A 26,352-nucleotide genomic window follows, 5' to 3' on the forward strand; every position below is an offset into this window, starting at 1 on the left:
GCCGAGTGATCTACCGGCCACGAGCGACTGGAAGCACTCGATGATCGTGATTGCCCATCTCAGTGACACCCACATCGACGGCGCGCCACGGAGCGCCGAGCGCACCCGGGCCGTCATGCGGTACCTGGAGGACCTGCCGTACGACCTGGACGCGGTCCTGGTGACCGGGGACATCACCGACAACGGTCTGCCGGCCGAGTACGAGCAGGCCCGTCGGCTCCTCTCCTCGCGGCACCCGGTGATGATCTGCCCCGGCAACCACGACAGGCGTGATGCCTTCCGCACCCGTCTCCTCGGCCAGCCGGGTTCGGCGGCCCCCGTCAACCAGGTGCACAGCAGCCCTGACGTGGTCATCGCCATGTGCGACTCGTCGGTGCCCGGCAAGGACGACGGTTTCCTCTCGGACGAGACCCTGGTGTGGCTCGATGACGTCATCGCCCAGACTTCCGACCGGACGCCTGTGCTGATCGGCTTCCACCACCCGCCGGTGCAGCTGCACATCCCGTTCATCGACGGCATCCGCCAGTTCGGCGCCGAGCGGCTCGCGGCCCTCGCCGGCCGGCACCGCAACATCGCGGCATTCGTGTGCGGGCACGCCCACACGGCCGCGGCGACCGTCTTCGCCGGACGCCCGCTGCTGGTGGCACCCGGAGTCGACTCCACCCTCCGCCTGCCCTGGGAGCACCGCGCCCACCCCCAGGACCATGTCCACCTGGACCGTCCGCCCGCGCTCGCCTTCCACGTCCTGGACGACTCCGGGAGGCTGACCACCCACTTCCGTCACGTCAGCACCTCCCATGACTCCGTACGGGACCGGTGACGCCGGAGCCGGTCGCCGGGCTGCGGAGGCCGTCCACGGCGCACCGGGAAGCCACCCTGGTCAGTCGTCGACGGGGTCCGCCGCGGCGCGGTCGGCTCGTCCCCCGGCGCCGAGCGGGCCCGTGGCACGCAGCGGCCGTCCCGAGTCGAGGCGGGGCAGCTCGCGACGGGACACCCGCAGCACGACGGGCGGCAGTGCCGCCCGGACCACCTGGACGGAGCGCAGCCACGCCGGTGCGTAGACGGCGGTACGGCGCCGCTCCACCGCACGGACCAGCCGGGCGGCCACCGCGTCGGCCGAGTGGACGGTGCGTGCGGGCGCGGGCATGTGGGTGCGCAGCTCGTGCATCGCCGTGAACTGATCGGCGTGCCGGATCATGTCGGTGGCGGTCCAGGCGGGGTAGGCGATACCGACGGCTACCCCTTGGTGTGCCACTTCCGCCTGCAGGGAGTGCGCGAACGCTTCCGCACCGGCCTTGGAGGCGCAGTAGGCGCTCATCATGGGCGTGGCTCCGAGCGACGCCAGCGATGCGACCTGCAGGAAGTAGCCGGCCGTCTCGATCAGGTCGGGCAGGAAGGTGCGCGCCGTCTGCGCGCTGCCGGTCAGGTTCACGTCGATGACCCGGCGCCATTCGACGGGGTCGGAGGTGGCGAAGGGGCCGCCCTGGGCGATTCCCGCGTTGGCCACCACCACCGACGGCCTGCCCAGACGCCCGCGGATCTCGTCCGCCGCGTCGCGCAGGGCGGTCGCGTCGGTGACGTCGGCCTCCAGCGCCAGTGCCGGGACGGGCAGGGATGCCGCGAGCGCGTTCAGTGCGGCTCCCTCGTGGCCCAGCAGCGCCAGTCGTGCCCGGCGCCCGGCCAGTGCGCGTGCCAGTGCCTCCCCCAGTCCGCGCGCCGCTCCGGTGACGACGACCGTACGGTCTGCGAGGGGGCTGCGCGGCACCGGTCGTCTCTCGCTCCACCAGCGCGAGCGTGTGCCCCGGGTAGCGCGCTCCGCCCGAGTCACAGGGCCCTCCGGCCGGGCAGCTGGTTCCCGGTGCCGCGCGTCGACTCCCCGGGTTCGTCCCCGGTCGGTGTCACGCACTTCGTGCCGGGAGGGTCCAGCCAGCGGGTGGCGATGTGCACCCCGTCCATGAGCCGGCCGCCCGAGGCCGCGACGGCCGACAGGCAGAAGCGGACCCACATGTTCAGCTGGACCTCCTTGGCCAGCCGCAGGTGTGCGTACAACAGGTGCACCAAGCGGCTGCCGGCCCGCGCCCACAGCTCGATCTCGAACACGAGCAGGCCGTCCTCCCCGCGCGCACGGAAGTGCACCTGACCGGCCTCCATGTGGCCGTGCAGGGTCACCAGGTGCAGGGACCGGGCGTCGCGGTGCACCACCCTGACGGGCCCGTTCCAGGGGCCCGGCATCTCCACCACCAGCTCGTCCGCGACGTCCAGACCCTGCCCGCGAAGTCCATCCGCGTCGATGCTGACCACCTCGGTGGGGACGAAGCGCTCGAAATCCCGGCAAACCTGCTCGATGAGCCGGCCGGCGTCGATGCGGGCCTCCGCGATGCGTACCCGGAAGGAGCGGTGGAAGAGGGGCCCGTAGCCGTCCTCGGCCCGTTGGACCCGGTCGTCGACCGCTTCGGGTGGCAGTTGCGGCGGGCGGTCCTGATCGTCACCCCGGCATTCGCCGCCCCGGTACAGGGGGGTCGTCTCCCAGAGATAGCGCCAGGTGACCAGCCCCGTCCCCAGGAGCCAGCGCGCAATCACGGCAGGTACCCGGGACCAGCGCGGTCGCGACATCCGTGCCCCTTCGGATCGGCATATCGACACAAAAGGTATGAACATGTGAATACCCTGGACCGGCGGTGGTGACACGGTGGGCATGACACGAGCAGACGAACCCGGAGGCGCCATGGTGCTCCAGCTCCTGCACCGGGCGGGTGCGCGCAGCACTCACCTGCATCTCGCCTCATTCGGCGCGATCGGTCTGTGTCTGACGCTGTGGGTACGCGCGAAGACCGTCGACCAGGAGCAGCGGGGCAACGCCGAGCGGCGTGCGCTCTTCGTGGGCCTGTGGCCGCCGATGCTGTGGCTGATCGGCGAGGCGCTGCGGGAGCCGAAGTGATCTCCCTTGGGTGACTGGACCTTCGGACGACTCGATGCCGCCCGGGTGTGGCGGGGGCTCGCGGACGCTCCCGTCAACTACTCGCTCGACGAGGTGTGCCGGCCGGCGTGGAACATCGACACCTACCGCACGGTGCTGCCGAGGGAGCGACCGGGCCCGCCCGAGCCCCACGGGTGCTGGGAACACGCCTGTCGGCTGGTCCGTGACTACGAGTTCTCCCCGCCCGAGATCGTCCGGGCGCTGTACGACCCCACCGCACCGCTCCTCGGCCGGGACATGCTGCTCGAGGCCCGTTTCCACGGCATGCACTTCTACTGCGGTGTACGCGTCACCGACGTCGTGGACGAGACCCGCGCCGGTACGGACCGCGTGTGGGGCTGGGCCTACGAGACGCTGGAGGGTCACCTGGAGCGCGGGAAGGTCACCTACGAGGTGGTGAAGAAGCAGGACACGGGCGAGGTGCTCTTCGTGGTCTCCTGCCATTCGCAAGGCGCCCCCAGCCTGGACCGGATCACCTCCCTCGGCTGGCGGCTGTTCGGCCGGCGCACCCAGCTGCGGTTCTACCGCAGGTGCAGCGACCGTCTGCAGCACTTCGTGCGGGCGGCCCTGGTCGGTGAGCATGCCCCGCCCGGCCCTCCGCCCATGGTCGAGGACCTCGTGTGCGCGCCCTCCGACGCGAAGGTCCACCGGCTGGACGCGTTGGCGCTCCACCGGGTCGCCCCGGGCTCGGTCACCCGACGGCCGGCCGGCCCCCCGTGACGACCGGGCACCGCCCGATCCGGCGTCCGTGTCCGAACCTGGTGCGGATGACTTCGCCGGGTCCGGCCGGGCATCGGCGTCACGCGGTTCCCTGCGGCCCGTGACCTGCGGCCGCGGCCGAAGCTCGTCTGCGGGCCCGGTAGGCCGCCGCCTTCACGCGGTTGCCGCACTCGTCCATCCCGCACCAGGTGCGCCGGGCTCCGCGCGAACGGTCGAGATAGATGCGGGTGCAGCCCGTGCGGCCGCACTCCTTGAGGCAGGCGCGCGGATCGGCGAGTACGGCGATCCCGCTCCTGGCTATGTGGCCGAGTACCGCCGGCAGCTCTCCCGACATCTGCAGGCCGGCGTCGCTGAGCTTGATCGTGGGCATCGGTCCGGCAGCCGCGTCGTTGACGGTCTCGAGGCTGCCCGGGTCGAAGGGCCGGCCGAGTACGCGGTCGAGAGCGAGCCGGTAGACCGCTTCTCGCAGTGACAGCGCCGTCGCGAAGGTCTCGGGGTCGGCGGTGACTCGGTCGGGCAGCTCGCCGCATGCGGCCACCCACCGCTCCAGGTCCGCGGGGGTGGCCAGGGTGTCGACCGGCTCGTCCCGGCGGGACAGCACGGTTCCGGCCAGATCGAGGGCCGGGTCGCCGCTCACGAACGCGAAATCCACGTCACCATCTTGACCGGTGACGACGTCCGGGGCAAGGTCGTCACCAGCTGAACCGGTGACACCCGAACGGACAGGGGAGCACATGGCCGACATCCACGACGTCGACGTCGTCGTCTTCGACGTCCTCGGAACGCTGGTCGACGAACCCGGCGGGCTGCGGGCGGCGATGCGCGAGGCGGCGCCCGCGTCCGGCGACGCGTTCGTCGAAGAGCTGCTCACCTTGTGGCAACGGCACGTGGAGCGCGAGCAGCGACGCATCGCGCGAGGGGACCGCCCGTACGCCAACACCCAGACCGTCGATGCGGAGGCGGCTCGGCGGGTGGCCGGCGTCGTCGGCCTCGACGATCCGGCGGCCATCGCCCGGCTGGCCACGGCAGGTCAGCGCCTGCCCCCGTGGGCCGACTCCGCCGCCGGTCTCGAGCGGCTCGCGCGGCACGTTCCCGTGTTCGGCCTCTCCAACGCCGGCCGCACCGCCCTGCTGCGGCTCAAGGCACACGCCGGACTGCACTGGCACCGAACGCTGTCCGGCGAAGCCGTCCTGGCCTACAAGCCGGCGCCGGAGGTCTACCGCCTCGCCATCGACACCGCCGGGTGCCCCCCGGAACGCGTGCTCATGGTGGCGGCCCACGCCTGGGACCTTCGCGGAGCCCGGGCGGCAGGCATGCGGACCGCCTACGTCCAGCGGCCCGCCGGGGATCCCCCGACAGGCTCCGACGCCTTCGACCGGCATGCCGACGGGCTGGACGAACTGGTCACCGCGCTGACGGCCGGGTGACCCGGCCCCCCGTGTGCTGCGTCCGGGGCGCACCCGAGCGACGCACACCGGCGTGGCCACCGGACGCCGCTGTGGCGCTCGTGACCAATACGGCTAGGCGGCGGGGTCGGCCGGGGTGGCCTGTTCCGTCCAGATGATCTTGCCGGTCTTCGTGTAGCGGGTGCCCCACCGGCGGGCGAGCTGGGCCACGATCAGCAGGCCCCGTCCTCCCTCGTCGGTGGTCCGGGCATGGCGCAGGCGTGGTGAGGTGCTGCTGGCGTCGGAAACTTCGCAGATCAGGCCACGGTCCAGGATCAGGCGGAGACAGACCGGCCCGGTCGCGTGCCGAATGGCGTTGGTGACCAGTTCGCTGACGATGAGTTCCGTCGTGAACGTCAGGTCGGGCAGACCCCACTCCGTCAGTTGCCGGGTGGCGAGGGTGCGGGCCTGCGCGACGGTGGCCGGATCGCTGGGCAGGTCCCAGGAGGCGATGCGCTCCGGGGGCAGGACACGGGTCCGGGCGAGGAGCAGGGCCGCGTCGTCGGACGGCGGATCGTCGAGCAGGCCGTCGATGACCCTGCGGCCGGTGTCCGTCAGCGCCGGCCGGGGCGCGCCGAGGACGTCGGCGAGCCGGGACAGCCCGGCGTCGACGTCCCGGTCGATGGAGTCGATGAGGCCGTCGGTGTACAGCGCGATGAGGCTGCCTTCGGCCAGTTCCCGCTCGACGGACTGGAAGGGGAGGTATCCGAGGCCGAGGGGCGGTCCGGCGGGCAGGTCCAGGATTTCGGCGCCGCCGTCGGGCCCGACGATCACCGGCGGGACATGGCCGGCCCGGGCCAGCGTGCACCGCCTGCTGACCGGGTCGTAGACGGCGTACAGACACGTGGCGCCCATGAACGCGCTGCCCGCGGCCGTCTCCCCGTCCGCCATCGCTCCGTCGCTGTCCTGGGCCTCCATGAGACCGATGACCAGGTCGTCCAGATGGGCGAGCAGCTCGTCCGGGGAATGATCGAGGTTGGCGAGCGTGCGCACGGCGATGCGCAGCCGCCCCATGGTCGCCGCCGCGTTGATGCCGTGCCCGGCCACGTCCCCGACGACCAGCGCGACACGTGCCCCGGAGAGCGGGATGACGTCGAACCAGTCGCCGCCCACACCGCTGGGGGCATCCGCCGGGAGGTACCACGAGGCCACCTCCAGGGCGGCCCCGCCCGTCAGTTCCTGCGGCAGCAGGTAACGCTGCATGGAGCGGGCCGCGGTGCGCTCGCGAGTGAAACGGCGCGCGTTGTCGATGCACACCGCCGCCCGGGAGACGAGTTCCTCGGCGAGGCGTACGTCGTCCTCCTCGAAGGGCCCCAGCCGCCGGGACCTGGCGAACGTCGCCACGCCCAGGCTGATCCCACGTGCCCGCACCGGAACCACCATCACCGAGCGGATGTCGTACTCGCGGATGGAGGCGCCGATCGACTCGTCCTCGGTCACCCACGGGCTGGTGGCCTGGTCCAGGGTCCGTTCCACGAGGGTCCGGCTCTCCAGCAGGCAGCGGGTCACGGGCGAGGCGGGTGCACGCCGAACCGTTTCACCCACGGCCAGCGTCGCCTCCGGACACCCCTCCCGTACCGACTGCTGCCCCGCGCGCCGGATGACGGGCGACATCCCGACCGGCCCGGGTTCCGGCTCCTCGCCCCTCGTGACGGAGTCCAGCAGGTCCACGGCGACGAAGTCGGCGACGGCCGGCACGGCGTCGTCGGCCAGTTCCTGCGCGGTCCGCGTCACGTCCAGGGTGCTGCCGATGCGGGCCGCGGCATCGTTGAGCAGGGCCAGGCGTTCCTGCGCCCGCCAGCGTTCGGTGACGTCGATGACCATGTACCAGACGCCGACGTTTCTGCCGTGGCGGTCCTTCATGGCGAAGAAGGAGGCGGAGATCGCGCGGCTGTGGTGGGGGTCGGTGTGGCTGGGACCGCGGTACTCGTAGTCCATCACCGGATCGCCGGTCTCCAGGACGCTGCGCATCTTCTCCTCGAGGACATCCGCCTCCGCCTTCGGCAACACCTCCGCCATCCGCCGGCCCAGCCGCCGTTGCAGGGAGATCTCGCGGTCCAGCGGCTCGTTCACCCAGACGTACCGCAGATCCGTGTCGAGCACGGCGATGCCGACCGGTGCGTGCGCGAGGAACGGAGTGAGGACGAGCCGGCTCACTCCGCCGCCCGGCATGCGCCAGAAGGCCCGCTTCGGGGGCCGTCCGACGAACCTGCCGAAGAGCAGTGCGGCGGCTGTGGCGACGAGGACGCCCGGGACCATCTCGTAGACGCCCGATTCGAAGGGGCCGAGCAGCGGATTGATCTCTTTCCACAGCAGCACCGTGGCCGCGCCCGACACGATGCCGGCCATGGCCCCCGCCCAGGTCATACGCGGCCAGTACAGCGAGAGCAGGACGACCGGCCCGAAGGCGGCTCCGAAGCCGGCCCAGGCGTAGGCGACGATGCCCAGCAGCCCGCCGCCCCTGAGGGCGATCACGAAGGCCACCAGCGTCACGGCCACGACGGCGGCGCGGCCGGCCCACACCAGTGTCCTGTCGCTGGCGCTCCGGTGGAGGAAGGCGTGGTAGACGTCCTCCGTGAGAGCGACGGACGACACGAGCAGCTGGCTGTCCGCCGTCGAGATGATCGCGGCCAGGACGGCGATGAGCATCACTCCGGCACCCCAGGAGTCGAACAGGGCGCGGCTCAGGCCGATGTACACCGTCTCCGGGTCGCTGAGCGGTGTGCCTGCCCGCGCGATGCCCACCAGGCCGACGGCTGTGGCACCGGCGAGCACGACGACGACCCACCCCGTCTCGATGCGCCGGGCCGTGGGGATGGCCCGGGTGCTGCGGATGCTCATGAAGCGGGCCAGGATGTGCGGCTGACCGGCGTACCCGAGGCCCCAGGAGAGCAGTGAGACGATCGCCACGGCGCCGAGCGTTCCGCCCCCCGACCACCCTCCGTCCGTGAGGGCGACCTTGGCTCCCATGTCCAGCAGATCCGGTGTCCTGCTGTCCAGGGCGTCCCGCAGCGGACCGAAACCGCCCAGCGCACCGATGCCGACGACGGGGAGCACGAGCAGGGCGGCGAACATCAGCGTCGCCTGCATCACGTGCGTGTGACTCACGGCGAGGAAGCCGCCGAGGCACGAGTAGATGACGATCACCAGCGCGGTCAGGCCGGCTCCCAGCCCGAAGCCGATGTCGAAGATCTGGCCGAACAGCAGACCACCGGCCACCAGGCCGCTGGCGACGTAGACGGTGAAGAAGACGAGGGTGACGACGGCCGAGACCATCCGGAGCATCCGGGTGCGGTCCTCGAACCGCTCCTCCAGGTACGACGACAGGCTCACCGCGTTCCCGGCGCGCTCGGTGTAGGTGCGCAGCCTCGGCGCGACGAACAGCCAGTTCAGGTAGGTGCCGAGCACCAGGCCGACCGCGATCCAGCTCGCGCCGACGCCGGCCGCGTACACCGCTCCGGGAAAGGCGAGGAACAGCCAGCCGGACATGTCGCTGGCCCCTGCCGACAGGGCGGCGACGAACGCGCTGAGTCTGCGGCCGCCCAGGGCGAAGTCGGCGAAGGTGTGAGTGCGCCTGTAGGCCCAGAGTCCTGTTCCGATCATGATGGCCACGTACACGAGGAATGTGGCCACGATCGGCGCGCTCACGTCGAACATACTGCCCTCGCCTGCGAGGTTCCTGGGCACGGACGCCACCGTCACACGTCTGACAGCTGGTTGCTCCTGCCGTGTAGCTCGTTGTCCCTGCTATATAAATGTACAGATTTCGGTCACTGAGGGCCGAGAGCACCGTCGTCGCCGCGGCTTGCGCGCGCACCGCGGGAGTGCGTCCCGTCAGGTCCGCCAGGTCCGTCTGGCCCGGCGGGTCAGTCTGGCCCCGCAGGTCCGTCTGGCCCGGGCAACCCGACCAGCAGCAGTGTGACGTCGTCGTCGTGTTCGGCCGTCTCCGGGATGAGGGTCGTGACGAGCCGGTCCGCGGCCCGGTCCAGGGTCTTCGGATCCGGCGGGGCGCCCTCCAGCGCGGCCTGGAGAGTACGGGCGAGAATGTCGATCTGGGCCTCGATGTCGGTGCCGGGCCTCTCGACCAGCCCGTCGGTGTAGAGGGCGAGAGTACTGCCCGGCGGCAGCGGCTGCGTCGTCTGCCCGAACGGTACGCCGCCGGCGCCGGGGTCGTTGACGCCCAGTGGCACCCCTACCGGTGTCGGCAGTCGGCGGGCGGGCGCGTCCGGGAACAGGGCGACGACCGGGAGGTGTCCGGCCGAGCACAGGGTGAACTCGTGGGCGCTCTGGTCCACGACCAGGTAGACACAGGTGACGAGCTGGTCGGCGAGGTCACCGACGAAGGCGTCCAGCCCGGTCATGAGCCGGCTGGGCGGAACGCCCATGCGGGCCAGCGCATGGGAGGCCGCGCGCAGCTGTCCCATGACGGCAGCCGCCTCCAGACCCCGGCCCATCACGTCCCCGACGACGATGCCGGTGCGGTCCCGGTCCAGGGGAATGACGTCGAACCAGTCACCGCCGACCCCCGGGTCCTGGACGGACGCCAGGTACCGGTGGGCGGTGGGCAGGTACGGCAGCCGGGACGGCTCGCCCATCAGACTGTGCTGCAGGGTGTGGGCGATGCGTCGGTGCTCCTCGTAGCGCTCGGCGCGTTCGGCCTCGGCCTGTCTGCGTTCGGTGATGTCCCGTACGGTCACGACGGCCATCGTCTGCCGTTCGGCCTGCAGGCTGCTGATGCTCACCTCGACGGGGAACTCGCTGCCGTCGCCGTGCAGACCGTAGAGGCCCCGGTCCAGGACCAAGGGCTGGGGGTCCGGCTGCCGCAGGTAGGCGCACAGCAGCGCGCTGTGCCGGCGACGCCGTGGGACGGGCACCAGATCGGTGACCCGGGTACCGACGAGTCCGGCCGGCGCACGGCCGAACAGTCGCCGCACCTGCGCATTGGCCATGACGATGGTGCCGTGGCGGTCCGTGATCAGGGTGGCGTCCGGCGCGGACTCCAGCAGTGCCAGGAAACGCTGGTGGGCCCGCCGGACCTCGCGCTGGGCCGCGACGCGTTCCGTGACGTCGGTGACCACTCCGCAGATGGCGTAGGGCCTGCCGGACGGCGTGGCGAGCGGGAACAGGCTGGTGAGCACGTCCCGGGGGCCTCTCGGCAGGTCGAGACGCTCCTCGCGCTGCACGGCGGCGCCCTCCGCCAGCATGACGAGGTCGGCGGCCCGCCCGCGACGCGCGAGGTCGGACGGCATGACGTCCAGGTCCCGGCGGCCCAGTACCCGTTCGCGGGGCAGTCCGAGGCTCTTCTCGAACATCGTGTTGACCGCCAGGAAGCGCCCCTCCAGGTCCTTGATGAACACCACCGCGGGTGTGTGGTCCATGAACGCCTGCAGCAGCTCGTTCTGCCGCACCTGCCATTCGGCGCGGGCGTGCGCCACCTCGACACGACGGCCCACGGCCAACGCGGGGAAGACGAGCGCCGTGAACACGATCGCGTGCCCGCACACCAGCAGCGCGGTGCCCAGACGGGTCCCGAACAGTCCCGCGTCCTCACCCGCCAGCACGAGCCGGCCCAGCAGCGGCGGCACCACCAGGACGATGACGAAGATCCGGCGCCCCAGCGCGCCCGTGGTGCCCTCGTTCATCAGCAGTCCGGCCAGGCCCCGGTCCGGCAGGGCGAGGAAGGCGGCGACGCCCAGCAGTACCAGGGCCAGCCCGGTGTACAGGGCCATGCCCTTGTAGGCGCCGAACCGTTCCAGTTCGGGCACGGCGTACGCGAAGCCGTACAGGCGGAGCATGCCCAGCGTGAAAATGGCCAGGGCCGGGACCTGACTCGTCCAGGCGGGGAGGCGGGACGTGCTCGCGCACAGGGCCGCCACTCCCCCGACCACCAGTGCCGCGGCCGTGTTCTGCGCCATCCGTCCGGGAACACCTGTCCCCACGAGCGTGGCGTCGTCGTTGAAGAGCAGTTCGTCGATGCCCAGGCCCGCTCCGGTCGCGTACTCCACAGCGGTGAGCCCGCCGATCAGGGCAGCCAGGGCCGCGGTCGCGCGGGCCGTACCGACCGTCCACGCCGTGACGGGTCTGCGGGTCGTCAGGAGCAGGGAGATTCCGAGCACCAGCAGCGCCACGGCGGCGTTCGCACTCATGGCCGTGCCGGCACCCGGCGCACGCCGTAGGACGCCGATGCCGGAGGCCCAGCCGACCAGACCCGCAGCGCCCAGCACAGCGGCGACCAGGGCGGCGCACCGGCCCACGGCACGGGCAGCGTCGAGGGCGGACTGCTGGTACGGCAGGTCCGCGGCCTGCTCTGCTGCAAGCGCGCCGGACAACTCGGGCGCCCGCTGCTCTCCGGTCACAGAACACTCATAGAGGTGAATGAGCGGATGTCTCGTCATTCACACAGTAAGTTCTCCCACCGCCCCGTGCCCGGGCCCACCCGCTCCCACCACATGCTCCCGGCCTGCCCCTCATGAGCGGGCAGGGCCGCCCGTCAGGGCGGGCAGGCCCGACGGTCCTCGGGCCGTGCGCTACCGAACGGGACCACACTCATCGACCAGCGCAGTCGGCTCACGCAGGAACACATCCGGGTCGACGGGCCCGTAGGCGACATTGAACGTGTCGAGCCAGTACGACCAGTCCCGCAAGCCGGCGGCACTGCTGAACCGGTAGTTCAACTGCCAGCGGACCCACTGGCCCGGGCTCAGGCGCACCGCCGGTGGCCGGCGCGGCCGGGGTGGCAGACCGAACAGCGGCTCCACACGCGCCAGAACCCGCAGCCGGTCACCCTCGTCACGCAGGCTGAGCCCGACTGCCCGGATATCCACCTCCGTGTCATGGGGGACGAAGTCGTCGTCCTCCGGCATCTGGACGAAGTGCGCGAAGGAGGGGGGCACCTGAGGTACCGGGAAGCCGGTCGGCACCGCGTTCCTGCGGGCAGCAGCGTCCCCACCCCGGGAACGCTTCGTCCAGGACGTCCTGATCCACTGCACCGTGATCTCTACTTCAACCACCTCCCGCCGGGAGACTACGGGGGGCTCGTCCCGGCGGTCAGCTGCTTTACGGTGGCCGGTGGCGGCCGGGGGGCACGGTGCCGTCTTCCGGTGACGCGACGGGTCCGGATGCGGTACGGCAACCGGCTGCGGCCGGCTTCGGGGGTGGCGGGCGCCCCTCCTCCACACGGGCGGCGGCACGGACGATGTTGCGGGCCATTCCGCCGAAGACGACCGCGTGGAAGGGCGAGACGCTCCACCAGTACAGGTGTCCGAGCAGCCCGCGGGGATGGAACAGCGCCCGCTGCCGGTACCGCACCGGGCCGGCGCCGGTGTCGTCCACGCGCATCTCCAGCCACGCCAGACCCGGTAGCCGCATCTCGGCGCGCAGCCGCAGCAGCTGCCCGCGCTGGATCTCCTCCACTCGCCAGAAGTCCAGCGAGTCACCCACTCTCAGCCGTCGCGCATCTCTGCGGCCCCTGCGCAGGCCCACCCCTCCGACGAGCCGGTCGAGCCAGCCGCGGACCGCCCAGGCCAGCGGGAACGAGTACCAGCCGTTCTCGCCTCCGATGCCCTCGATCACCTCCCACAGCGCCGCGGGGGCCACGTCCGCCTCCCGTTCCCGGCGATCGGTGTAGAGGCTGCCGCCGGCCCAGTCCGGGTCGGTGGGCAGAGGATCGCTGGGGGCGCCGGGCACGGACGCCGAGGACCAGCGAGTGACCACCTGGGCCTCGCGGACGCGTCGCAGTGCCAGGTCGACGGCTTGGTCGAAGCCGAGGGGGTGGCCGGGCGGGCTGGGCACGTACCGCTCGATGTCCCGCTCCGTGCGGACCACTTCGTGGCGCAGGGACTCGGTGAGCGGACGGGCGATCGAGGCCGGGACGGGGGTCACCAGGCCGACCCAGTGGCTGGACAGTCCGGGCGTGAGGACGGGCACGGGCACGATGAGCCGTCGGGGCAGGCCGGCCACGGCCGCGTACCGCCGCATCATGTCCAGGTAGGTGAGCACCTCGGGGCCTCCGATGTCGAAGGCCCGGCTGACGTGGGCCGGCAGGGTGGCGCAGCCCACCAGGACGCGCAGCACGTCCCGGACGGCGATCGGCTGGATGCGGGTGTGCACCCAGCGGGGGGTGACCATCACCGGCAGCCGCTCGGTCAGGTAGCGCAGCATCTCGAAACTGGCCGAGCCGGAGCCGATGATGACGGCGGCGCGCAGGACCGCGGTCGGCACTCCCGAATCCAGCAGGACCCGGCCCACCTCGGCACGGGAGCGCAGGTGCGGGGAAAGCTCCGACTCGGGCATTCCCGCGGGGGTCAGACCGCCGAGGTAGACCAGGCGCCGGACTCCGGCCCGGCGCGCCTGCTCACCGAAGACGTGGGCGGCCGCGCGGTCGGTCCGCTCGAAGTCGCGGCCGGTCCCGAGCGCGTGCACCAGGTAGTAGGCGACGTCCACCCCGTCCATCGCCGGCGCCACCGACTCCGCGTCGGTGACGTCACCTCGGACGATCTCCACCCGGTCCGCCCAGGGGTGGTCGCGCAGCTTGCGCGGAGTGCGCACCAGGCATCGCACGCGGTGGCCCGCCGCCAGCAGTTCGGGCACGAGCCGGCCACCGATGTAGCCACTCGCACCGGTCACCAGACAGGTCAGCGCCGTGTGCGCGGTCGCCCCGTCCTCGATCGTCCTGGCCGCCTCGTCCACCACGGGTACCGTCCTCGCCCTCACTCGCGCCCCGGTGCGCCGCACCGCCGTTCCGTTACCTCTTCCACGCCGGCCGCGGGGCCGGATGCGCCGTGCGGGGGACGATCACACGGGCACGGAACCCCGGGGTGCGGGGTGATGACGGCTCCTCCAGCGCCGCACGGCGAGGTCCTGCGCGGCGGTCGGCGGGCCGCCGCCGGAACGGCGCCGGCGGGGCGACGGTCTCCGCCGAGCCGTCCAGGCCGTCGCCCACATGAGCAACCGGCTGCTACCGCTGCTGCGATCCGGGAGGAAGCGCGGATATCGAGCGCACCTCCGGGCCGGCTGCGGGTGCGCCGGGCTCGAACATGCCCGCGGACGAGCCTGTTGCCATGATCGCGCCGAGCTGGCTGTGGATGCTCGCGGCCGCGTCGCGCACGCGCGCCGGTACGTCACCTCGCTCCGCGACTAGCTGGTGGTAGATCGGGGCGTCCTGAAACATGTGGTCCTTCCGGCAAGTGATCGTCACGTCATTCGGGCGTCGAGTCTAGAGGTGCCACCGGCGTCGCACCGACCGGTGGGCGTGCGCGGTGACTTGCGGGCAGGGCGTCTCCGATCAGGGCCCTGGGGCAGGTTCACGGCCGATGAACGCAGGGCCGGCCGGCAGAGCGGTCGGTGCGGGGCCGGGCGCTACCGGGGGGGCTAGATCCCGCGTTCGATCATGTCGGAAGTGGCAGTCCCTGGCCGCCGGTACTCTTCGTCGGCAGGGGGCTCACGTTCCCATGGGCAAGATCACGTACTTCGTGCACCAGTCCCTGGACGGCTTCATCGGGGGACCGAACGGGGCCGTCGATGAATTTCCGCTCCGCCCGCGGTCAAAGATGAGGACCGGCCGCGCCGGCAGGGCATGTGCTCCGGGCGCGGACCCGGCCGCACCTGTTACGACCGGACACGAGACAGTAGGGATCCTCAGATGCGTACCCTGATCAGCACCGCTTTCATCTCGCTCGACGGTGTCGTGGAGGCCCCGGGCGGCGAGCCCGGCTACCGCAACTCCGGCTGGACCTTCAAGCACACCGAGTTCCTCCCCGAGGCGTTCGAGATCAAGGGCCGGGAACAGAAGGAAGCCGCCGCGATGCTCCTCGGCCGGGTCAGCTACCAGGCGTTCAGCCCGGTGTGGCCCGGCATGGAGGACTTCGCCGACTACAAGGTGATGCCGAAGTACGTCGTCTCCACCACCCTCACCGACGACGACCTGGTGTCCGACTGGGGCGAGACCACCATCCTGCGCTCGCTCGACGAGGTCGCCGCGCTCAAGGAGACCGAGGGCGGCCCGATCATCGTCCACGGCAGCGCCACGCTCAACCAGAGCCTCTCGGACGCCGGCCTGATCGACCGCTACCACCTCCTCGTCTTCCCCCTGCTCCTCGGTGCCGGCAAGCGCCTGTTCAGCACCACCGACAAGGACGCCCAGAAGCTGAAGCTGGTCGAGCACGAGGCCTACGCCAACGGCCTGCAGAAGAACGTCTTCGACGTCGTCCGCTGACCCGGCTGCGGCCCCGCGCGCGCCGGGAGCGGTTCCACGGTGAGCATCCGCACGATCGCTCACCGTGCGGTCACTCGGCTGCGGATACCCGTCCTGCGGATACGGCGTCCGGCGCCCTACGCGCCCGGGGCGATCAGTACTCGTCCTCAGGGAAGTCCTGGTCGGCGAGGCCGCTCTCGTCGAACTCGGCGTCGCTCATGTCCGGGCCGGCGAAGAAGCCCTGCATGAGTTCCTTCATGTCCAGCTCCCTGGCGCCGGCCGGGGCCGTGGGCATGGTGCCCTCGCCCATGCGCAGGGTCAGGCCCAGCTTCTTGACCTTGGCGTTCTCGGCGAGCTTGGCGAGGTCGACGTCCACCTCGGACAGCTCACCGTTCTTGAGCGTGAAGTCCGCCGTCACCTTGGTGTCGGGGGCGTCCTTCAGGTCCTTGCCCGTCGGCAGTTCCATGCCCGGCGGAAGGTCCTTCGCCAGCGGGTGGATCTCGTCGAACAACTGGGTGATCAGTGTGCGGAAAGGTGCCGTGGCGGTGACGTGCTCCGTGCCGTCCCCGCCGCCGGCCGTCTTGAACTGCACCTCACGGGCGATGACCTTGCGCAGGGCCCCCATGAGCTTCTTCTGGGTCTTGGCGTCGAGGGACGGGGCGGGCTCGGGAGTGTCGTCGGCCGCCTGGCCGCCGGCGGCGCGCTTCTCCATCTCCTTGACGTCGAACTTCACCCACTTGCCCTCGATGACGTCCTTGAGCGCCCCGGCCTCCGGCGGCAGGTCCTCCGCGGCCGGTGCGGGACTGCCCATGACCTTGCCGAAGGAGTCCATGTCGGCACGGACGTAGGCGTAGTCGCCGATCAGCCGGTATTCGACGAGGTCACCGTCCGAGCTGCTGATCTTCATACCCATGCCGACGAGGTCCTTCTCACCGGACTCGTCGAGGGGCTTCTTCGACTGCACGGTGAGGGTGATCTTCGCGCCGCTCATCAACTCTGCGACCTCGTCCGGCATCTCCTCGCCGGGCTCGGGATCGGACGCCTCGTCGAGCGCCTTCAGGGTCTTGGCGTCGGTGTCCAGGTCCAGCTCGAAGGACACCGACTTCTTGTGGCCCAGCTTCTCGAAGGCCCGGTCGAGCTTCTTGCCGGCGGAAAGCTGCTCCACCGTTCCGCAGGCGGCGGTGCCCGCGAGGACTGCACCGACGACGGCGGTGGCGGTCAGGGTCTTGCGTATGGCGTTGATGGCGGTCTCCTCGTAAGTGCGATCACGGCGTGATCGAACAGAAGACTCACAACCCGTCCACAGGGTTGTACCGGCCTGCTCATGAATCGTCGGGCGGAGCCGGCGCTTCGGTCTGGGCATCGCGAGCGCGGCCCTCTACCCTCGGTGCCCCACATCGGCCTCCTCCCCCAAGGAAGGCGTACGACGATGAGACGTGAAACGGACGGCACCCGCTTACGGCGTTCAGCGACCGGTCTGCTCACCCTGGTCCTCGCTGCCGCCACCCTGGTGATCGGCGGCGGACAGGGCCGGGCGGCAGCGGCGGCCCCGACAGCACCGGCCGCCCGGGCCTCCGCCGCGACGGTGGACCTGTCGCGGTGGATGGGCGAGATGCACGGCTATCTCGACGACCAGCCGCTGAACCGCGTCGCGATGCCCGGCAGCCACGACTCCGGCAGCTGGAACATCCCGGCCGACCCGGCACTGTGCACCAGCGGCTGGTCCTACAAGGCCGCCTCGCTCGACCGGAGGCTGGCCGCGAGCATCTCCCGGACACAGAGCGGCAGCCTGACCGACCAGCTCGACCAGGGCGCCCGCTATCTAGACCTCAGGCTGTGCCTGGAGGGCGGGCAGTGGCGGACCTTCCACGGCGCCCCGATGGGAGGGCTCTTCTTCGACGGGGCCACGGGCGAGGCGGTCTCGGTCAAGCGCTGGATCGATCAGCACCCCTCCGAGGTCGTCGTCATCAATGTGTCGGCCACTGCTCCGGCGGGCGCCGACGTCAAGGAGCCACTGACGCGGCTGCGGGACCTGTTCGGCTCCCACGTCGCCGACCGGACCGGCCTGTCGCCGACCTCCGCCTACCAGGACTTCGTGAAAGCCGGGAAGAACGTCGTACTCGTCGACGCCTCAGCGGCGGTCGACCAGCCCTGGGCCTGGCACGCGGACAGCATCTCCGACCGCGGCAGCTACCCGGCGAGCAACCCGACCTGGTGGGACATCCTCAAGTCCTTCTTCAACGGAAGCCCGCCGCAGCAGGTCTACGACCAGACGCTGTCCCTGAACCAGGCGGCCCTCGCGCGCGACCCGGGCGCGGACGCCGGGCGGTTCTTCGTGCTGTCCGGCATCGTCCAGCCGGACGTGCAGATACCTCAGCTCTTCCTGATCCGGCTGCTGGCGCCCTTCTTCCCGGCCTCCGTCCGGGACAACTACCTCATGTATCTGGCGAACGGCCTGAACTCCCAGCTGGTCGCCAAGCTGAGGACGGACTGGCGGGCACCCGGACCGGCCGGCCACATGAACATCGTGACGATCGACGACCTGGGCCACCGGCCCGACGGTGACCTGCAGCGCGCGGTCATCGACATCAACACCCTCCCGGGCCGTTCGGACTGACCTCCCGCGAACTCCCCCGGCGTGGTCGGGGACGTGTGCTCCGGCCCGGGCGGGGTGCGGTGACACTACCGGCATGGATCTGCTGTCACTGCGCTACTTCCGGGCCGTGGCCCGTCACCAGCACATCAGCCGGGCCGCGGAAGAACTCCGGGTCGCCCAGCCGTCGGTGAGCCGGACCATCATCCGGCTCGAAGCGGAACTCGGTACCCCGTTGTTCGACCGTCAGGGCCGCCGCATACGGCTCAATGCGCACGGCGCCGCCTTCCTGGTGCGGGTCGAGCGGGCGCTGGCGGAACTGGACGACGGCCGGCGGGAGCTGGCTGATGCCGCCGGGCACGGGCCGGGCCGGGTCGCCGTCGCCGCCGAGACCCTGTTCCAGCTGTCCGGAGTGCTGTCCGCCTTCCGTGCGTTGCGCCCGGGAGTGGAGGTGCGCCTGTTCCAGGCTCCCGTGGAGGCCATGCGTCAGCATCTGCGCTCGGCCGAAGTGGACTTCGCGATCGCCTCCCAGCCGTTGACCGGACCGGAACTGTGCGCGGTGGATCTCGTAAGGGAGGAGGTGCTGCTGGCCGTGCCGCGCGGGCACCGGCTCGTCGGCCTGGAGTGCGTCGCTGTGGGCGACCTGGCCGGCGAGGACTTCGTCACCACCCGCGCCGGCCACTGGCAACGGACGCTGCTGGAGCGGCTTTTCGCCCGTGAGGGACTGACCCCGCGGGTGGTGTGCGAGGGTGACGAGGCAGCCGCGACGCCGGGGCTGATCGGCGCCGGACTGGGCGTCGGCCTGCTGCCGGCCGTCGCCCGCCGGGCGCTCGGTGAGCACGGACCGGTGGTCTGGCTGCGGCTGGACGCGGCCGACTGCCACCGGACGCTGACCCTGGTGTGGCGCAAGGGCGCCCACCTCTCCCCCGCCGCCCGGGACTTCCGGCGGCTGGCCCGGGAACAGCTCATGCTCGAACTGCCATGAGCAGATGGCGAATCCGGTCGTGGAAGGCATGAGCGGCCGGCGTTAGCGTCACCCGTGTCCACCGGATCACGCGAGGAGAGCGACGATGGGCCAGCGGCACGCGGCTGCGGAACCGGGTTCCGGCAGCTATGTGGAAGCGATCTTGCACACACTGTCGGCCGAGCCGGCCCGGCCGGCCGTCACGACGGCCGAGGGCCGGGTGATCGACGCCGCCGAGTTACGGGACGACGTCCACCGGCTCGGCCGGGAACTGGCCGCACGCGGAGCGGGCCGCGCCACCACGGTCACCCTGCTGACCGGCAACACCGTCGAGGCCCTGGTCGCCCGCTACGCCGCCAACCTGGCCGGGGCCCGGGTGGTCGCTCTCTACGAGGGCATGAGTCCACCGGTCATGGCGCGCGTCACGGAGAGCGTGGACTGCTCCCTGCTGCTGGTGGACGATCGGCGGTACGACGTGGCGCAGGAGTTGTCGCGGCTTCCCGGCGTCCCACGGGTTCTCTCCCTGGGCCCGAGCGACTTCGCCGAGGACGTGCTGGCCCCGGCCGCTTCGCGGTCGGCCCGGCCGTGGGGTGGGCTGGTGCACCCGGACGACGACTGGTGCATCCGGCACACCGGCGGAACCACCGGGATTCCCAAGGGCATCCTTATGACCCACGGTGCCTATCTGCGGAGTCTGGAGCGGGCGCCGGCCGACGCCGGGACACCGCCCCGCTATCTGGCCTGCACCTCGCTGGCCCATCTCGCCGGAATCTTCGCCGACATGAGCCTGTATCAGGGCGGTACGGTGGTCCTGCGGCACGGTTTCGACCCAGCGGACGTCCTGGCCTCGATCGAGCGTGAGCGCATCACCCACACCTGGCTGCTGCCGCCGCTGCTCTACCAGCTGCTGGACCACCCGGCCCTGTCCGGCACCGATCTGTCCAGCCTGTGCCGGATCAGCTATGGCGGCACCCCTGCATCACCCGCCCGGATGCGGCAGGCGGCCGAGGTCCTGGGGCCCGTCCTGCACGGCTTGTACGGGCAGGCCGAGGCGCAGCACATCACCGAAGCGGGGCCCGGCGATCAGGAGGTGACCGGCCCCGGCGGCCAGCTGACGGTCGGCCGCGCCCTGCCCGACGTGGAGATCGCCGTCCGGGACGGCGAGGGGACCACCCTGCCGCCCGGCGCGTGGGGGGAGGTGCAGGTGCGCTCGCCCTATGTGATGTCCGGCTACTGGAAGCAGCCGGAGCTGACCGCCGAGGTGCTGCGGGACGGCTGGGTGCGCACCGGTGACGTCGGCTATCTCGACGAGGCCGGCTACCTCTACATCGTGGACCGGATCAGGGACATGATCGTGGTCGTCGGGGGTCACGTCTATCCGGCGGAGCTGGAGGAACTGCTGCTGGGCCACCCCGCCGTCGACCGGTGCGCGGTGTTCGGCAGCCGGGACGAGGAGTCGGTGGAGCATGTCCACGCCGCCGTGGTGCCGGTGGCCGGGCAGCAGCCGTCACTGGCGGAGATCCGGGCCTTCGTCACCGCCGGCAAGGGGCGCCTCTATGCTCCCGACGCCCTGCACCTGGTGCCCGCCATCCCGCTGACGGCGGCCGGCAAACCGGACAGGAAGCTGCTCCGGTCCCAACTGACCGGCTGATCCCGGCAGTCGGGGACGGGCCCGCTCCCGCCCTCGGCGTTCAGGCGTCCAGCGCCGCGAGTTCCGCGTCGGCGCGCTGCGTGACCAGGGCCAGCACGCGGCCCGCGGCGGCCAGGTCCTCCGCGGGTATCCCACCCCAGACACGGGCGGTGATCGGGGCGGTCTCCGCGCCGATCACTGCGAGCAGTTCGCGTCCGGCGTCCGTGGCACGAAGGTGTGCGCCGTCCACGACGAGCAACTGCTGGGCCAGCAGCTCGTCGAGCGTCGCGCGGATGTCGGCCGGGTCTGCCTTGAGGGAACCGCGGACCTGGGTGACCAGGTCGTCCGCGGTCTGCGGAGCGTCGGCCGTGACGGCCGCGCGCAGGGCGATCTGCTGCTGGAAGGTGGCGCCGTGGCGGGCCAGGACCCGCTCCAGGACGCCGCGGGCGGCGTAGTGCGCCAGCCCCAGGACGCGGGCGTCGGCAAGAGGCGCGGCGGCGGACACAGCGGCGGTGGAGGTGGTGGAGGTGGTGGTGGAGTTGGTCACGGTGTTCTCCCCTTGGTGCGCTCGTCGTTCGGTACGGGTGGAGCGAGAGGTGCATCGAGCAGGGTCGCCAGCTCGTCGGTGAACGCGCGCGTCCGCGGGGCGTCCAGGCCGCCGAGTGGCTGAAGCAGCTGCTGGACCAGGTCCTGGACCACGTCGATGGCCTGCCCGGTGACGGCCCGGCCCTCTTCGGTGAGGGCGAGCTGCACGGCGCGCGGATCGCGGGGGTCCCGCGTGCGCTCGATCAGGCCGGCCGACTCGAGGGCGCGTGCCAGCTTCGAGACGTACAACGCCTCCAGGCCCGTGTGGTCGGCGAGCCGCCGCTGACTGGGCCGTTCGCCCGCGCGCTGCATGCCGTACAGCGACGCGACCAGCGAGTACTGCGCGTGCGTCAGCCCCAAGGGGGCCACCGCACGATCCACCGCGACACGCCACTTGTTGGCCAGCCGCCACACCAGGAAACCGGGCGTGGGGCCCGGTGAGACCTTGCTCATGCACATACAGTACATGGACACTATGTCCATGGCTACTATCTGCGGGCCACTAGAGTCGCGTCCATGGCAGCACCAGTGCTTCGGGCGATGGAGGCGGACGGCACCACATGGGACGACCCGTCCGGGGAACGGCTGCACGACCTGCTGGCCGACATGAGCCTCACATGGCGGTTCGTCATCGTGACGCGGCTCGACCGGGAACCCGCCGGCCAGCACTACATGCAGGTGTACCTCAACGACGACCTGAGCTACCAGGTGGAGTACCGCGAGGGAGGTCCGGATCGGCACTTCCAGGCGTGGGTGCCCCGCGAGCACGAGGTCTTCGCGGTGGAACCGGTGGCTGAGGTGCTCAGGGACTGGGCCTTCGGGCAGCCTGGCTGGCGGGAGGCCCTTCCCTGGGTCCCGTGGTCACCGACGGAGTCATGCGCCCGTCACCACCCGCTCACCGCCGCTCGGGGCGTGCCGGACGCCCTGCCGGAGTCCGCGGAGGCGGCGGGCCGGAAGCATCCTCCGGCGAACGACGACGCCTCCGCGTAAGGGATCCCGGCACCGCACTTGCCGTACGCCCCCGCGTCTGGTTGGGTACCAGCCCCGCAGTCACGTCAGGCGTGGCCGGCGCTGGGGAGTGGAGCGAGCGACGTGCACACGACGGTACGGCAGGACGGCGCGGGGCGTTTGCCCGACGGGCTGAGCGGGGCGGTCCGGGACACCGCCGAGGAGATCGCCACGCTGGTGCGGAGCGCGAGCGACACGGCGCTCGCCGTGCCGGGTTCGGCGTGGACCGTCGGCGAGGCCGCCGCTCACCTGGCCCTGGCCAACGAACTGATGGCCGATCTGGCAGCCGGGCGGGAGCGCCCCTACGGCGACGGAACGCCCCAGAGCCTCGCCGCGGCCAACGCCGAGTCCCTCACGGTCTTCACGGAGCGCCGCGCCGAGCCTCTCGCAACGATGATCAAGGAGCAGGCCGAGGCGTTCCTGGACGCTGTGTCCCGTCCCGCGGCCGCCGGACCGGCACCCGCGACGCCCCTGGGCGTGATGGACCGGTCCGTTCTCGCCTCGTACCTGCTCACACACATGCTCGGCCACGGATACGACCTGGCTCTCGCCCTCAGGCGTCCGCACATGGTCGACCGGGCACGGGCGAACCTGTGCATGCCGTTCATGCTGGCGGTCATGCCACGGGTCACGAACGCCGCGACCACGGCCGGGCGCACGGCCCGTTACCGGATCCGGCTGCGCGGGGGCGAGGCGTTCGGCGTACTGCTGGCCGACGGCGCCGTGCGGGTGACACCGGGGGCGCCGCCGCTGCGTGCGGACTGCACCATCCTGCTCGATCCCGTCGCCTTCCTGCTCATCGCGCTGGGACGGCTGAATCCCTGGCGTGCCATTGCCCGGGGACAGGTACTCGCCTGGGGTCCCCGGCCGTGGCTCGCCCCCCGCTTCCCCACCCTGTTCACCGCACCCTGAGCGTCCCGGCCCGGCCACCTCGGCCCGGCCCCCCGGGCGAAATCCGGGTGCCCGGACCGCCGGAGCGCGTTATGGTCGCTCCCATGAACGTCACCGGCCGAAGCACTTCCGCGACCGCGCGAGCGACCAGCTCGCCGGTTGCCGCCGTCTGACCTTCTCCCTTTCCCATCGGCGACCGGAAACGGCCCGTCGGTGGTTCCGTGGCGCTCCTTCCTTCCCGCCCCGGTGTGACTCCTGCACGGTGCCGTTGTCCGGTGCCTCCCCCGCTGCGACGCGAAGGAGTCATCCCATGAACACGGAGCAGATCGTCCGCACGATCGCCGAGTACTACGAGGACCGAGGCCATCGCAGGATCACCGGCTCGACGTTGCTGCCGTCACCCGGAGACCCGGTGCTGTTCACCACCTCCGGCATGCACCCGCTCATCCCCTATCTGGAGGGGCGCCCCCACCCGCTGGGCCGGCGGCTGGTCAACGTACAGCGTTGTCTGCGCACCACGGACCTGGAGGAGGTGGGTGATCCGACCCACCTCACCGTCTTCGAGATGCTCGGCACCTGGTCACTGGGCGACTACGACGGCCCGGCCAGTCTCGGCTGGGGGTACGAGCTGCTCACGGAAGGGCTGGGCGTGGACCCCGGTCTGCTGCACGCCACGGTGTACGGCGGCGACGACCAGGTCGGGCCGGACACCGCCTCGCTGCGGGTGTGGCAGGACCGCGGCGTCCCCGTCGAGCTGACCGTGGAGGACAACTGGTGGTCCAACGGCCCGGTCGGCCCTTGCGGCCCCGACTCGGAGATCTTCCTGTGGACCGGTGACACCCCGCCCCGGTCGACGCCCACCCACGACGACCGCTGGGTGGAGGTGTGGAACCACGTGATGATGCGCCACCGCCGGCTCGAGGACGGCTCCGTCGTGCCGCTGCCCCAGCGCAACATCGACACCGGGCTCGGTGTGGAGCGGCTCTCTTCGCTGTTGCAGGGCAAGCCGTCGGTGTTCGAGTGCGATGTCTTCGACCCGTGGCGCCGTCACGTGCCGGCCCTGTGGTCCCTGGACGAGCCGTCGCTGCGCCTGATCTACGACCATCTGCGCTCGGCCGTCGTGGTACTCGGCGACGGGGTCCGCCCGGCCAACACAGGGCAGGGCTACGTGCTGCGCCGTCTGGTGCGGCGCGTGCTCACGGTGCTGTGGCGGGAGGATCCGTCGCGCAGCCTCTCGGACCTCCCTGACGAGTTGATCTCGCACACCCTCGACCACTTCGGGCAGGGGGTGGAGCCCGGCAGCGTGCGTCGGACGCTGCTGCTGGAGGAGCGCCGGTTCGGGCAACTCCTCGAGCGCGGCCGGAAGGTGCTGGCCCGGCCTCGGTACCAACGACCGCTGGGAGAGGAGGACTTCCGCTACCTCCACGACACCCACGGTCTGCCCCGCGATCTGGTCGTGAACCTGCGCGAGGGCTCCTTCCCGGGCTGAACGCCTCGTCACCGGGCCTCCCGGGTGCGGGACCCACCCGGACCTCCGGGCGCGGGGCACACCCGGGCCTCCCTGGTCCGGGACACACCCGGACCTCCGGGCCCGGGGCACACCCGGGGCCTCACGGGCAGACGTAGCTGAAGGCGGCTCCCGCCTCGACCGGCTTTCGCCGGTCCTCGATCAGCAGGCGGGCGGCGCCCCGGAACCGGCCGGGCCCGCGCACGGTCCAGCGGAGGTGCACCGTCACCCGGCGGTCACCGCGGTGGACCATGCGGACCAGCTCGCCCGAGTCATGGCCGTCGCTGCGCAGCCAGTGGTACGTCACCGGGCCCCCTCCGCCGTCGGTGGTCATGACGCCCACCAGGTCCGCGGTCTGACCGCACGACAAACGGCCTGCGGGCGCCTCGACCGCCACGGCGGTGACCGTGGGTGCGGGGGCCGGCCGCAGCAGCAGCCACAGCAGCACGGCCGCGACGGTCAGGAATGCGGTGGTGGCGATCCAGGCCCGCCGTCCGCGGGGTCGGGGGCGTGTCCCCGGGGGCGGGGGCTCGGTACGCCACTGAGCGCGGAGGGTGTCGTGGGCGTCGGCGGGGATGCCGGGGCCGAAGCGCAGGAGGATGTCGCCGCCGACGACGGCGCCGCCGGGCGCGACGGTCCCGGCCACCGTGGGTACCGCCCCGGGTTCCGCCCCGGGTTCCGCCTCGAATTCCGCCCCGGCTGTCGCCGCGGACCGGGCTGCCGCGGGCCGGCTGGAGGTGCGGTTGCGTCTGCCCAGAACGGTGGGCTGGTCGTCCGGGACGGGTGCAGGGGCGGGGACTTCCCGTGGGGAGCGAGGAGCAGGAGCCAAGGCGGGGGCGGGGGCGGGGGCTTCCTTCGCGGGGCGAGGGGCCGGGTGCGGCGTGCGGAGGGCTCGGTCCGACGCGGTCGGGGCTCGATGCGGGGTGTGGTGGGGCCGGGCCGGCGTGCGGGCCCGGTCGGGCGTGCGGTCGCCGTCGCGTTCGCCGAGGAGAGGGGCCTGGTCGTGCCGGGCCGTGGAGGGGGGCGTTGTCTCGTCGGGGCTCTCGTCCGCCGTCGGTGCCGCGGTGAGGTCCGGAGTCAGGGCCGCCACCGCCGCGCGCAGTGCCGTACGTTGCAGGAGATCCGCAGGAAGCGCCGCGCGCCCGGCGACCAGTGCTGCCCGGGCCGAGGCGAGGCCTTCGGTACCGGCGAGGGCTGAGCACCGTGCGAACAGGCCGGCGGCGGGGCTGCCGGGGACCGTCCAAGCCGCTCCGAGGATGCCCGCCAAACCGGCCCAGGCCGCGGCGTCGGCCTCGCGCCGCGCGGAGTCGGCATCGCGCCGCGCGGAGTCGGAGGTGTCGCCGAGCACTGTGCCCAGCGTGGCCTCCGCCAGCAGGGCCACACCGTCCGGGGCCAGGACGACGGTGTCCTGGTGCAGCGTTCCATGGACGAGACCGCCGTTGTGCAGGGCGAGCAGCGTCTGCGCGGTCTCGTTCAGGATGCTGGCCGCGCTGCCCGCGTCGAGTCCGGCAGCACCGTCCGCCAGCAGGTCCGCGAGCGTCGGAGCCGGCGGCCGGGCGGTGATCAGCCACACCTCCCCCGCCTCGACGACGAGGTCGACGGTGCCCAGCACCCCGGGCAGCCGGAGCTTGGCCACGGCGAGCACGGCGGCCGCCAGGCGCTCGGGCGTGCCCTGCGGCGCGATCAGGCCGCGGTCGATGCGCAGCGCTCCGAGCAAGGGCTCGCCGGGCCGGGTGGGGAGCAGCGCGTACCAGGTGCCGTGACGGCCGTCCCGCGACCAGCCCGACAGGGTCCGCCCGGCGACCGTGGTGGCTGTCGTCATGTCGTTCCGCTTTCGTTC

23 protein-coding genes are annotated in these 26,352 nt (G+C 71.9%); 11 read left to right on the forward strand and 12 right to left on the reverse strand.

From position 1 onward, the window contains the following. The first annotated feature begins 40 nt into the window (after positions 1-40). Positions 41-820: a metallophosphoesterase gene (locus JK359_RS17385; RefSeq protein WP_201836524.1), complete on the forward strand. Its 780-nt coding sequence runs from the start codon at positions 41-43 to the stop codon at positions 818-820. Positions 821-880: 60 nt separating this feature from the next. Here the strand turns inward: JK359_RS17385 and JK359_RS17390 are convergent, their stop codons facing one another. Together JK359_RS17390 and JK359_RS17395 are read right to left on the reverse strand one after the other, a co-directional pair. Next, entirely contained in the window at positions 881-1,765 is an 885-nt protein-coding gene (locus tag JK359_RS17390; protein ID WP_201836525.1) for an SDR family oxidoreductase, read from the reverse strand. Between the two features lie 59 nt (positions 1,766-1,824). Then, complete coding sequence (locus tag JK359_RS17395) at positions 1,825-2,580, reverse strand: DUF1990 domain-containing protein (RefSeq protein ID WP_307788152.1); 756 nt, start codon at positions 2,578-2,580, stop codon at positions 1,825-1,827. A 115-nt stretch (positions 2,581-2,695) separates the two neighbouring features. Here JK359_RS17395 and JK359_RS17400 point away from each other — a divergent pair, with 115 nt between their 5' ends. Then, a complete protein-coding gene (locus JK359_RS17400) occupies positions 2,696-2,938 on the forward strand; it encodes a hypothetical protein (protein ID WP_236677972.1) in 243 nt (80 codons plus the stop codon). Between the two features lie 6 nt (positions 2,939-2,944). Continuing rightward, positions 2,945-3,697, forward strand: a complete 753-nt coding sequence (locus JK359_RS17405; RefSeq protein ID WP_201836526.1) for a DUF1990 family protein — start codon at positions 2,945-2,947, stop codon at positions 3,695-3,697. Between the two features lie 79 nt (positions 3,698-3,776). Here JK359_RS17405 and JK359_RS17410 read toward each other — a convergent pair whose 3' ends face one another. Beyond that, positions 3,777-4,349 carry a CGNR zinc finger domain-containing protein gene (locus tag JK359_RS17410; protein ID WP_307788154.1) on the reverse strand — a complete coding sequence of 191 codons (573 nt, stop codon included), beginning with the start codon at positions 4,347-4,349 and terminating at the stop codon, positions 3,777-3,779. Positions 4,350-4,431: 82 nt separating this feature from the next. On the opposite strand from JK359_RS17410, the gene JK359_RS17415 reads away from it, so the two are divergent. Continuing rightward, positions 4,432-5,124: a haloacid dehalogenase type II gene (locus JK359_RS17415; protein WP_201836532.1), complete on the forward strand. Its 693-nt coding sequence runs from the start codon at positions 4,432-4,434 to the stop codon at positions 5,122-5,124. A 93-nt stretch (positions 5,125-5,217) separates the two neighbouring features. Here JK359_RS17415 and putP read toward each other — a convergent pair whose 3' ends face one another. From putP to JK359_RS17440, 5 genes are all read right to left on the reverse strand, one after another. Beyond that, entirely contained in the window at positions 5,218-8,799 is a 3,582-nt protein-coding gene (gene putP, locus JK359_RS17420) for a sodium/proline symporter PutP (protein WP_201836534.1), read from the reverse strand. A gap of 209 nt (positions 8,800-9,008) precedes the next feature. After that, entirely contained in the window at positions 9,009-11,498 is a 2,490-nt protein-coding gene (locus tag JK359_RS39150; RefSeq protein WP_201836537.1) for a SpoIIE family protein phosphatase, read from the reverse strand. 171 nt (positions 11,499-11,669) lie between these two features. Then, positions 11,670-12,062 carry a hypothetical protein gene (locus JK359_RS17430; protein WP_307788155.1) on the reverse strand — a complete coding sequence of 131 codons (393 nt, stop codon included), beginning with the start codon at positions 12,060-12,062 and terminating at the stop codon, positions 11,670-11,672. Between the two features lie 136 nt (positions 12,063-12,198). Beyond that, positions 12,199-13,830 carry an SDR family oxidoreductase gene (locus tag JK359_RS17435; protein WP_307788161.1) on the reverse strand — a complete coding sequence of 544 codons (1,632 nt, stop codon included), beginning with the start codon at positions 13,828-13,830 and terminating at the stop codon, positions 12,199-12,201. Between the two features lie 268 nt (positions 13,831-14,098). Further along, positions 14,099-14,311 carry a hypothetical protein gene (locus tag JK359_RS17440; protein ID WP_201836540.1) on the reverse strand — a complete coding sequence of 71 codons (213 nt, stop codon included), beginning with the start codon at positions 14,309-14,311 and terminating at the stop codon, positions 14,099-14,101. Positions 14,312-14,782: 471 nt separating this feature from the next. Here JK359_RS17440 and JK359_RS17445 point away from each other — a divergent pair, with 471 nt between their 5' ends. Next, positions 14,783-15,355: a dihydrofolate reductase family protein gene (locus tag JK359_RS17445; RefSeq protein WP_201836541.1), complete on the forward strand. Its 573-nt coding sequence runs from the start codon at positions 14,783-14,785 to the stop codon at positions 15,353-15,355. Positions 15,356-15,488: 133 nt separating this feature from the next. Here the strand turns inward: JK359_RS17445 and JK359_RS17450 are convergent, their stop codons facing one another. After that, positions 15,489-16,499, reverse strand: a complete 1,011-nt coding sequence (locus JK359_RS17450; protein ID WP_201836542.1) for a hypothetical protein — start codon at positions 16,497-16,499, stop codon at positions 15,489-15,491. 264 nt (positions 16,500-16,763) lie between these two features. Between JK359_RS17450 and JK359_RS17455 the strand changes: the two genes are divergently transcribed. The 3 genes from JK359_RS17455 to JK359_RS17465 all read left to right on the forward strand — a co-directional run bounded on the left by JK359_RS17455 (position 16,764) and on the right by JK359_RS17465 (position 20,542). Then, the gene (locus tag JK359_RS17455; protein WP_201836543.1) at positions 16,764-17,951 is read left to right on the forward strand and encodes a PI-PLC domain-containing protein; all 1,188 of its coding nucleotides are present in this window, start codon (positions 16,764-16,766) and stop codon (positions 17,949-17,951) included. Positions 17,952-18,024: 73 nt separating this feature from the next. Then, positions 18,025-18,912, forward strand: coding sequence for a LysR family transcriptional regulator (locus tag JK359_RS17460; RefSeq protein ID WP_201836544.1), 888 nt, complete (start codon positions 18,025-18,027; stop codon positions 18,910-18,912). An 85-nt stretch (positions 18,913-18,997) separates the two neighbouring features. Further along, on the forward strand, positions 18,998-20,542 hold the full coding sequence (locus JK359_RS17465) for an AMP-binding protein (protein ID WP_201836545.1): 1,545 nt from the start codon (positions 18,998-19,000) through the stop codon (positions 20,540-20,542). Positions 20,543-20,582: 40 nt separating this feature from the next. Here JK359_RS17465 and JK359_RS17470 read toward each other — a convergent pair whose 3' ends face one another. Both JK359_RS17470 and JK359_RS17475 read right to left on the reverse strand, forming a co-directional pair. Further along, positions 20,583-21,068 carry a winged helix DNA-binding protein gene (locus JK359_RS17470; RefSeq protein ID WP_372445419.1) on the reverse strand — a complete coding sequence of 162 codons (486 nt, stop codon included), beginning with the start codon at positions 21,066-21,068 and terminating at the stop codon, positions 20,583-20,585. Then, positions 21,065-21,559: a MarR family winged helix-turn-helix transcriptional regulator gene (locus JK359_RS17475; RefSeq protein ID WP_201836547.1), complete on the reverse strand. Its 495-nt coding sequence runs from the start codon at positions 21,557-21,559 to the stop codon at positions 21,065-21,067. Before JK359_RS17475 ends, JK359_RS17470 begins: the two co-directional genes overlap by 4 nt. A gap of 63 nt (positions 21,560-21,622) precedes the next feature. Here JK359_RS17475 and JK359_RS17480 point away from each other — a divergent pair, with 63 nt between their 5' ends. The 3 genes from JK359_RS17480 to JK359_RS17490 all read left to right on the forward strand — a co-directional run bounded on the left by JK359_RS17480 (position 21,623) and on the right by JK359_RS17490 (position 24,494). Then, positions 21,623-22,096 carry a hypothetical protein gene (locus JK359_RS17480; RefSeq protein WP_236677973.1) on the forward strand — a complete coding sequence of 158 codons (474 nt, stop codon included), beginning with the start codon at positions 21,623-21,625 and terminating at the stop codon, positions 22,094-22,096. Positions 22,097-22,198: 102 nt separating this feature from the next. Continuing rightward, positions 22,199-23,026, forward strand: a complete 828-nt coding sequence (locus JK359_RS17485) for a maleylpyruvate isomerase family mycothiol-dependent enzyme (RefSeq protein ID WP_201836549.1) — start codon at positions 22,199-22,201, stop codon at positions 23,024-23,026. A 289-nt stretch (positions 23,027-23,315) separates the two neighbouring features. After that, a complete protein-coding gene (locus JK359_RS17490) occupies positions 23,316-24,494 on the forward strand; it encodes an alanine--tRNA ligase-related protein (RefSeq protein ID WP_201836550.1) in 1,179 nt (392 codons plus the stop codon). Positions 24,495-24,615: 121 nt separating this feature from the next. Here JK359_RS17490 and JK359_RS17495 read toward each other — a convergent pair whose 3' ends face one another. Further along, positions 24,616-26,334 carry a protein kinase family protein gene (locus JK359_RS17495; RefSeq protein ID WP_201836552.1) on the reverse strand — a complete coding sequence of 573 codons (1,719 nt, stop codon included), beginning with the start codon at positions 26,332-26,334 and terminating at the stop codon, positions 24,616-24,618. Positions 26,335-26,352 lie beyond the last annotated feature (18 nt).

The organism is Streptomyces actinomycinicus (assembly GCF_016741775.1).
GTDB classification, from domain to species: domain Bacteria; phylum Actinomycetota; class Actinomycetes; order Streptomycetales; family Streptomycetaceae; genus Streptomyces; species Streptomyces actinomycinicus.

Excerpts from the sequence above, each read along its gene's own strand:
- JK359_RS17385 (WP_201836524.1), top strand. The coding sequence starts at position 41 with ATGATCGTGATTGCCCATCTCAGTGACACCCACATCGACGGCGCGCCA.
- JK359_RS17400 (WP_236677972.1), top strand. The coding sequence starts at position 2,696 with ATGACACGAGCAGACGAACCCGGAGGCGCCATGGTGCTCCAGCTCCTG.
- JK359_RS17415 (WP_201836532.1), top strand. The coding sequence starts at position 4,432 with ATGGCCGACATCCACGACGTCGACGTCGTCGTCTTCGACGTCCTCGGA.
- putP (WP_201836534.1), bottom strand. The coding sequence starts at position 8,799 with ATGTTCGACGTGAGCGCGCCGATCGTGGCCACATTCCTCGTGTACGTG.
- JK359_RS17440 (WP_201836540.1), bottom strand. The coding sequence starts at position 14,311 with ATGTTTCAGGACGCCCCGATCTACCACCAGCTAGTCGCGGAGCGAGGT.
- JK359_RS17445 (WP_201836541.1), top strand. The coding sequence starts at position 14,783 with ATGCGTACCCTGATCAGCACCGCTTTCATCTCGCTCGACGGTGTCGTG.
- JK359_RS17455 (WP_201836543.1), top strand. The coding sequence starts at position 16,764 with ATGAGACGTGAAACGGACGGCACCCGCTTACGGCGTTCAGCGACCGGT.
- JK359_RS17460 (WP_201836544.1), top strand. The coding sequence starts at position 18,025 with ATGGATCTGCTGTCACTGCGCTACTTCCGGGCCGTGGCCCGTCACCAG.
- JK359_RS17465 (WP_201836545.1), top strand. The coding sequence starts at position 18,998 with ATGGGCCAGCGGCACGCGGCTGCGGAACCGGGTTCCGGCAGCTATGTG.
- JK359_RS17475 (WP_201836547.1), bottom strand. The coding sequence starts at position 21,559 with ATGAGCAAGGTCTCACCGGGCCCCACGCCCGGTTTCCTGGTGTGGCGG.
- JK359_RS17480 (WP_236677973.1), top strand. The coding sequence starts at position 21,623 with ATGGCAGCACCAGTGCTTCGGGCGATGGAGGCGGACGGCACCACATGG.
- JK359_RS17490 (WP_201836550.1), top strand. The coding sequence starts at position 23,316 with ATGAACACGGAGCAGATCGTCCGCACGATCGCCGAGTACTACGAGGAC.
- JK359_RS17495 (WP_201836552.1), bottom strand. The coding sequence starts at position 26,334 with ATGACGACAGCCACCACGGTCGCCGGGCGGACCCTGTCGGGCTGGTCG.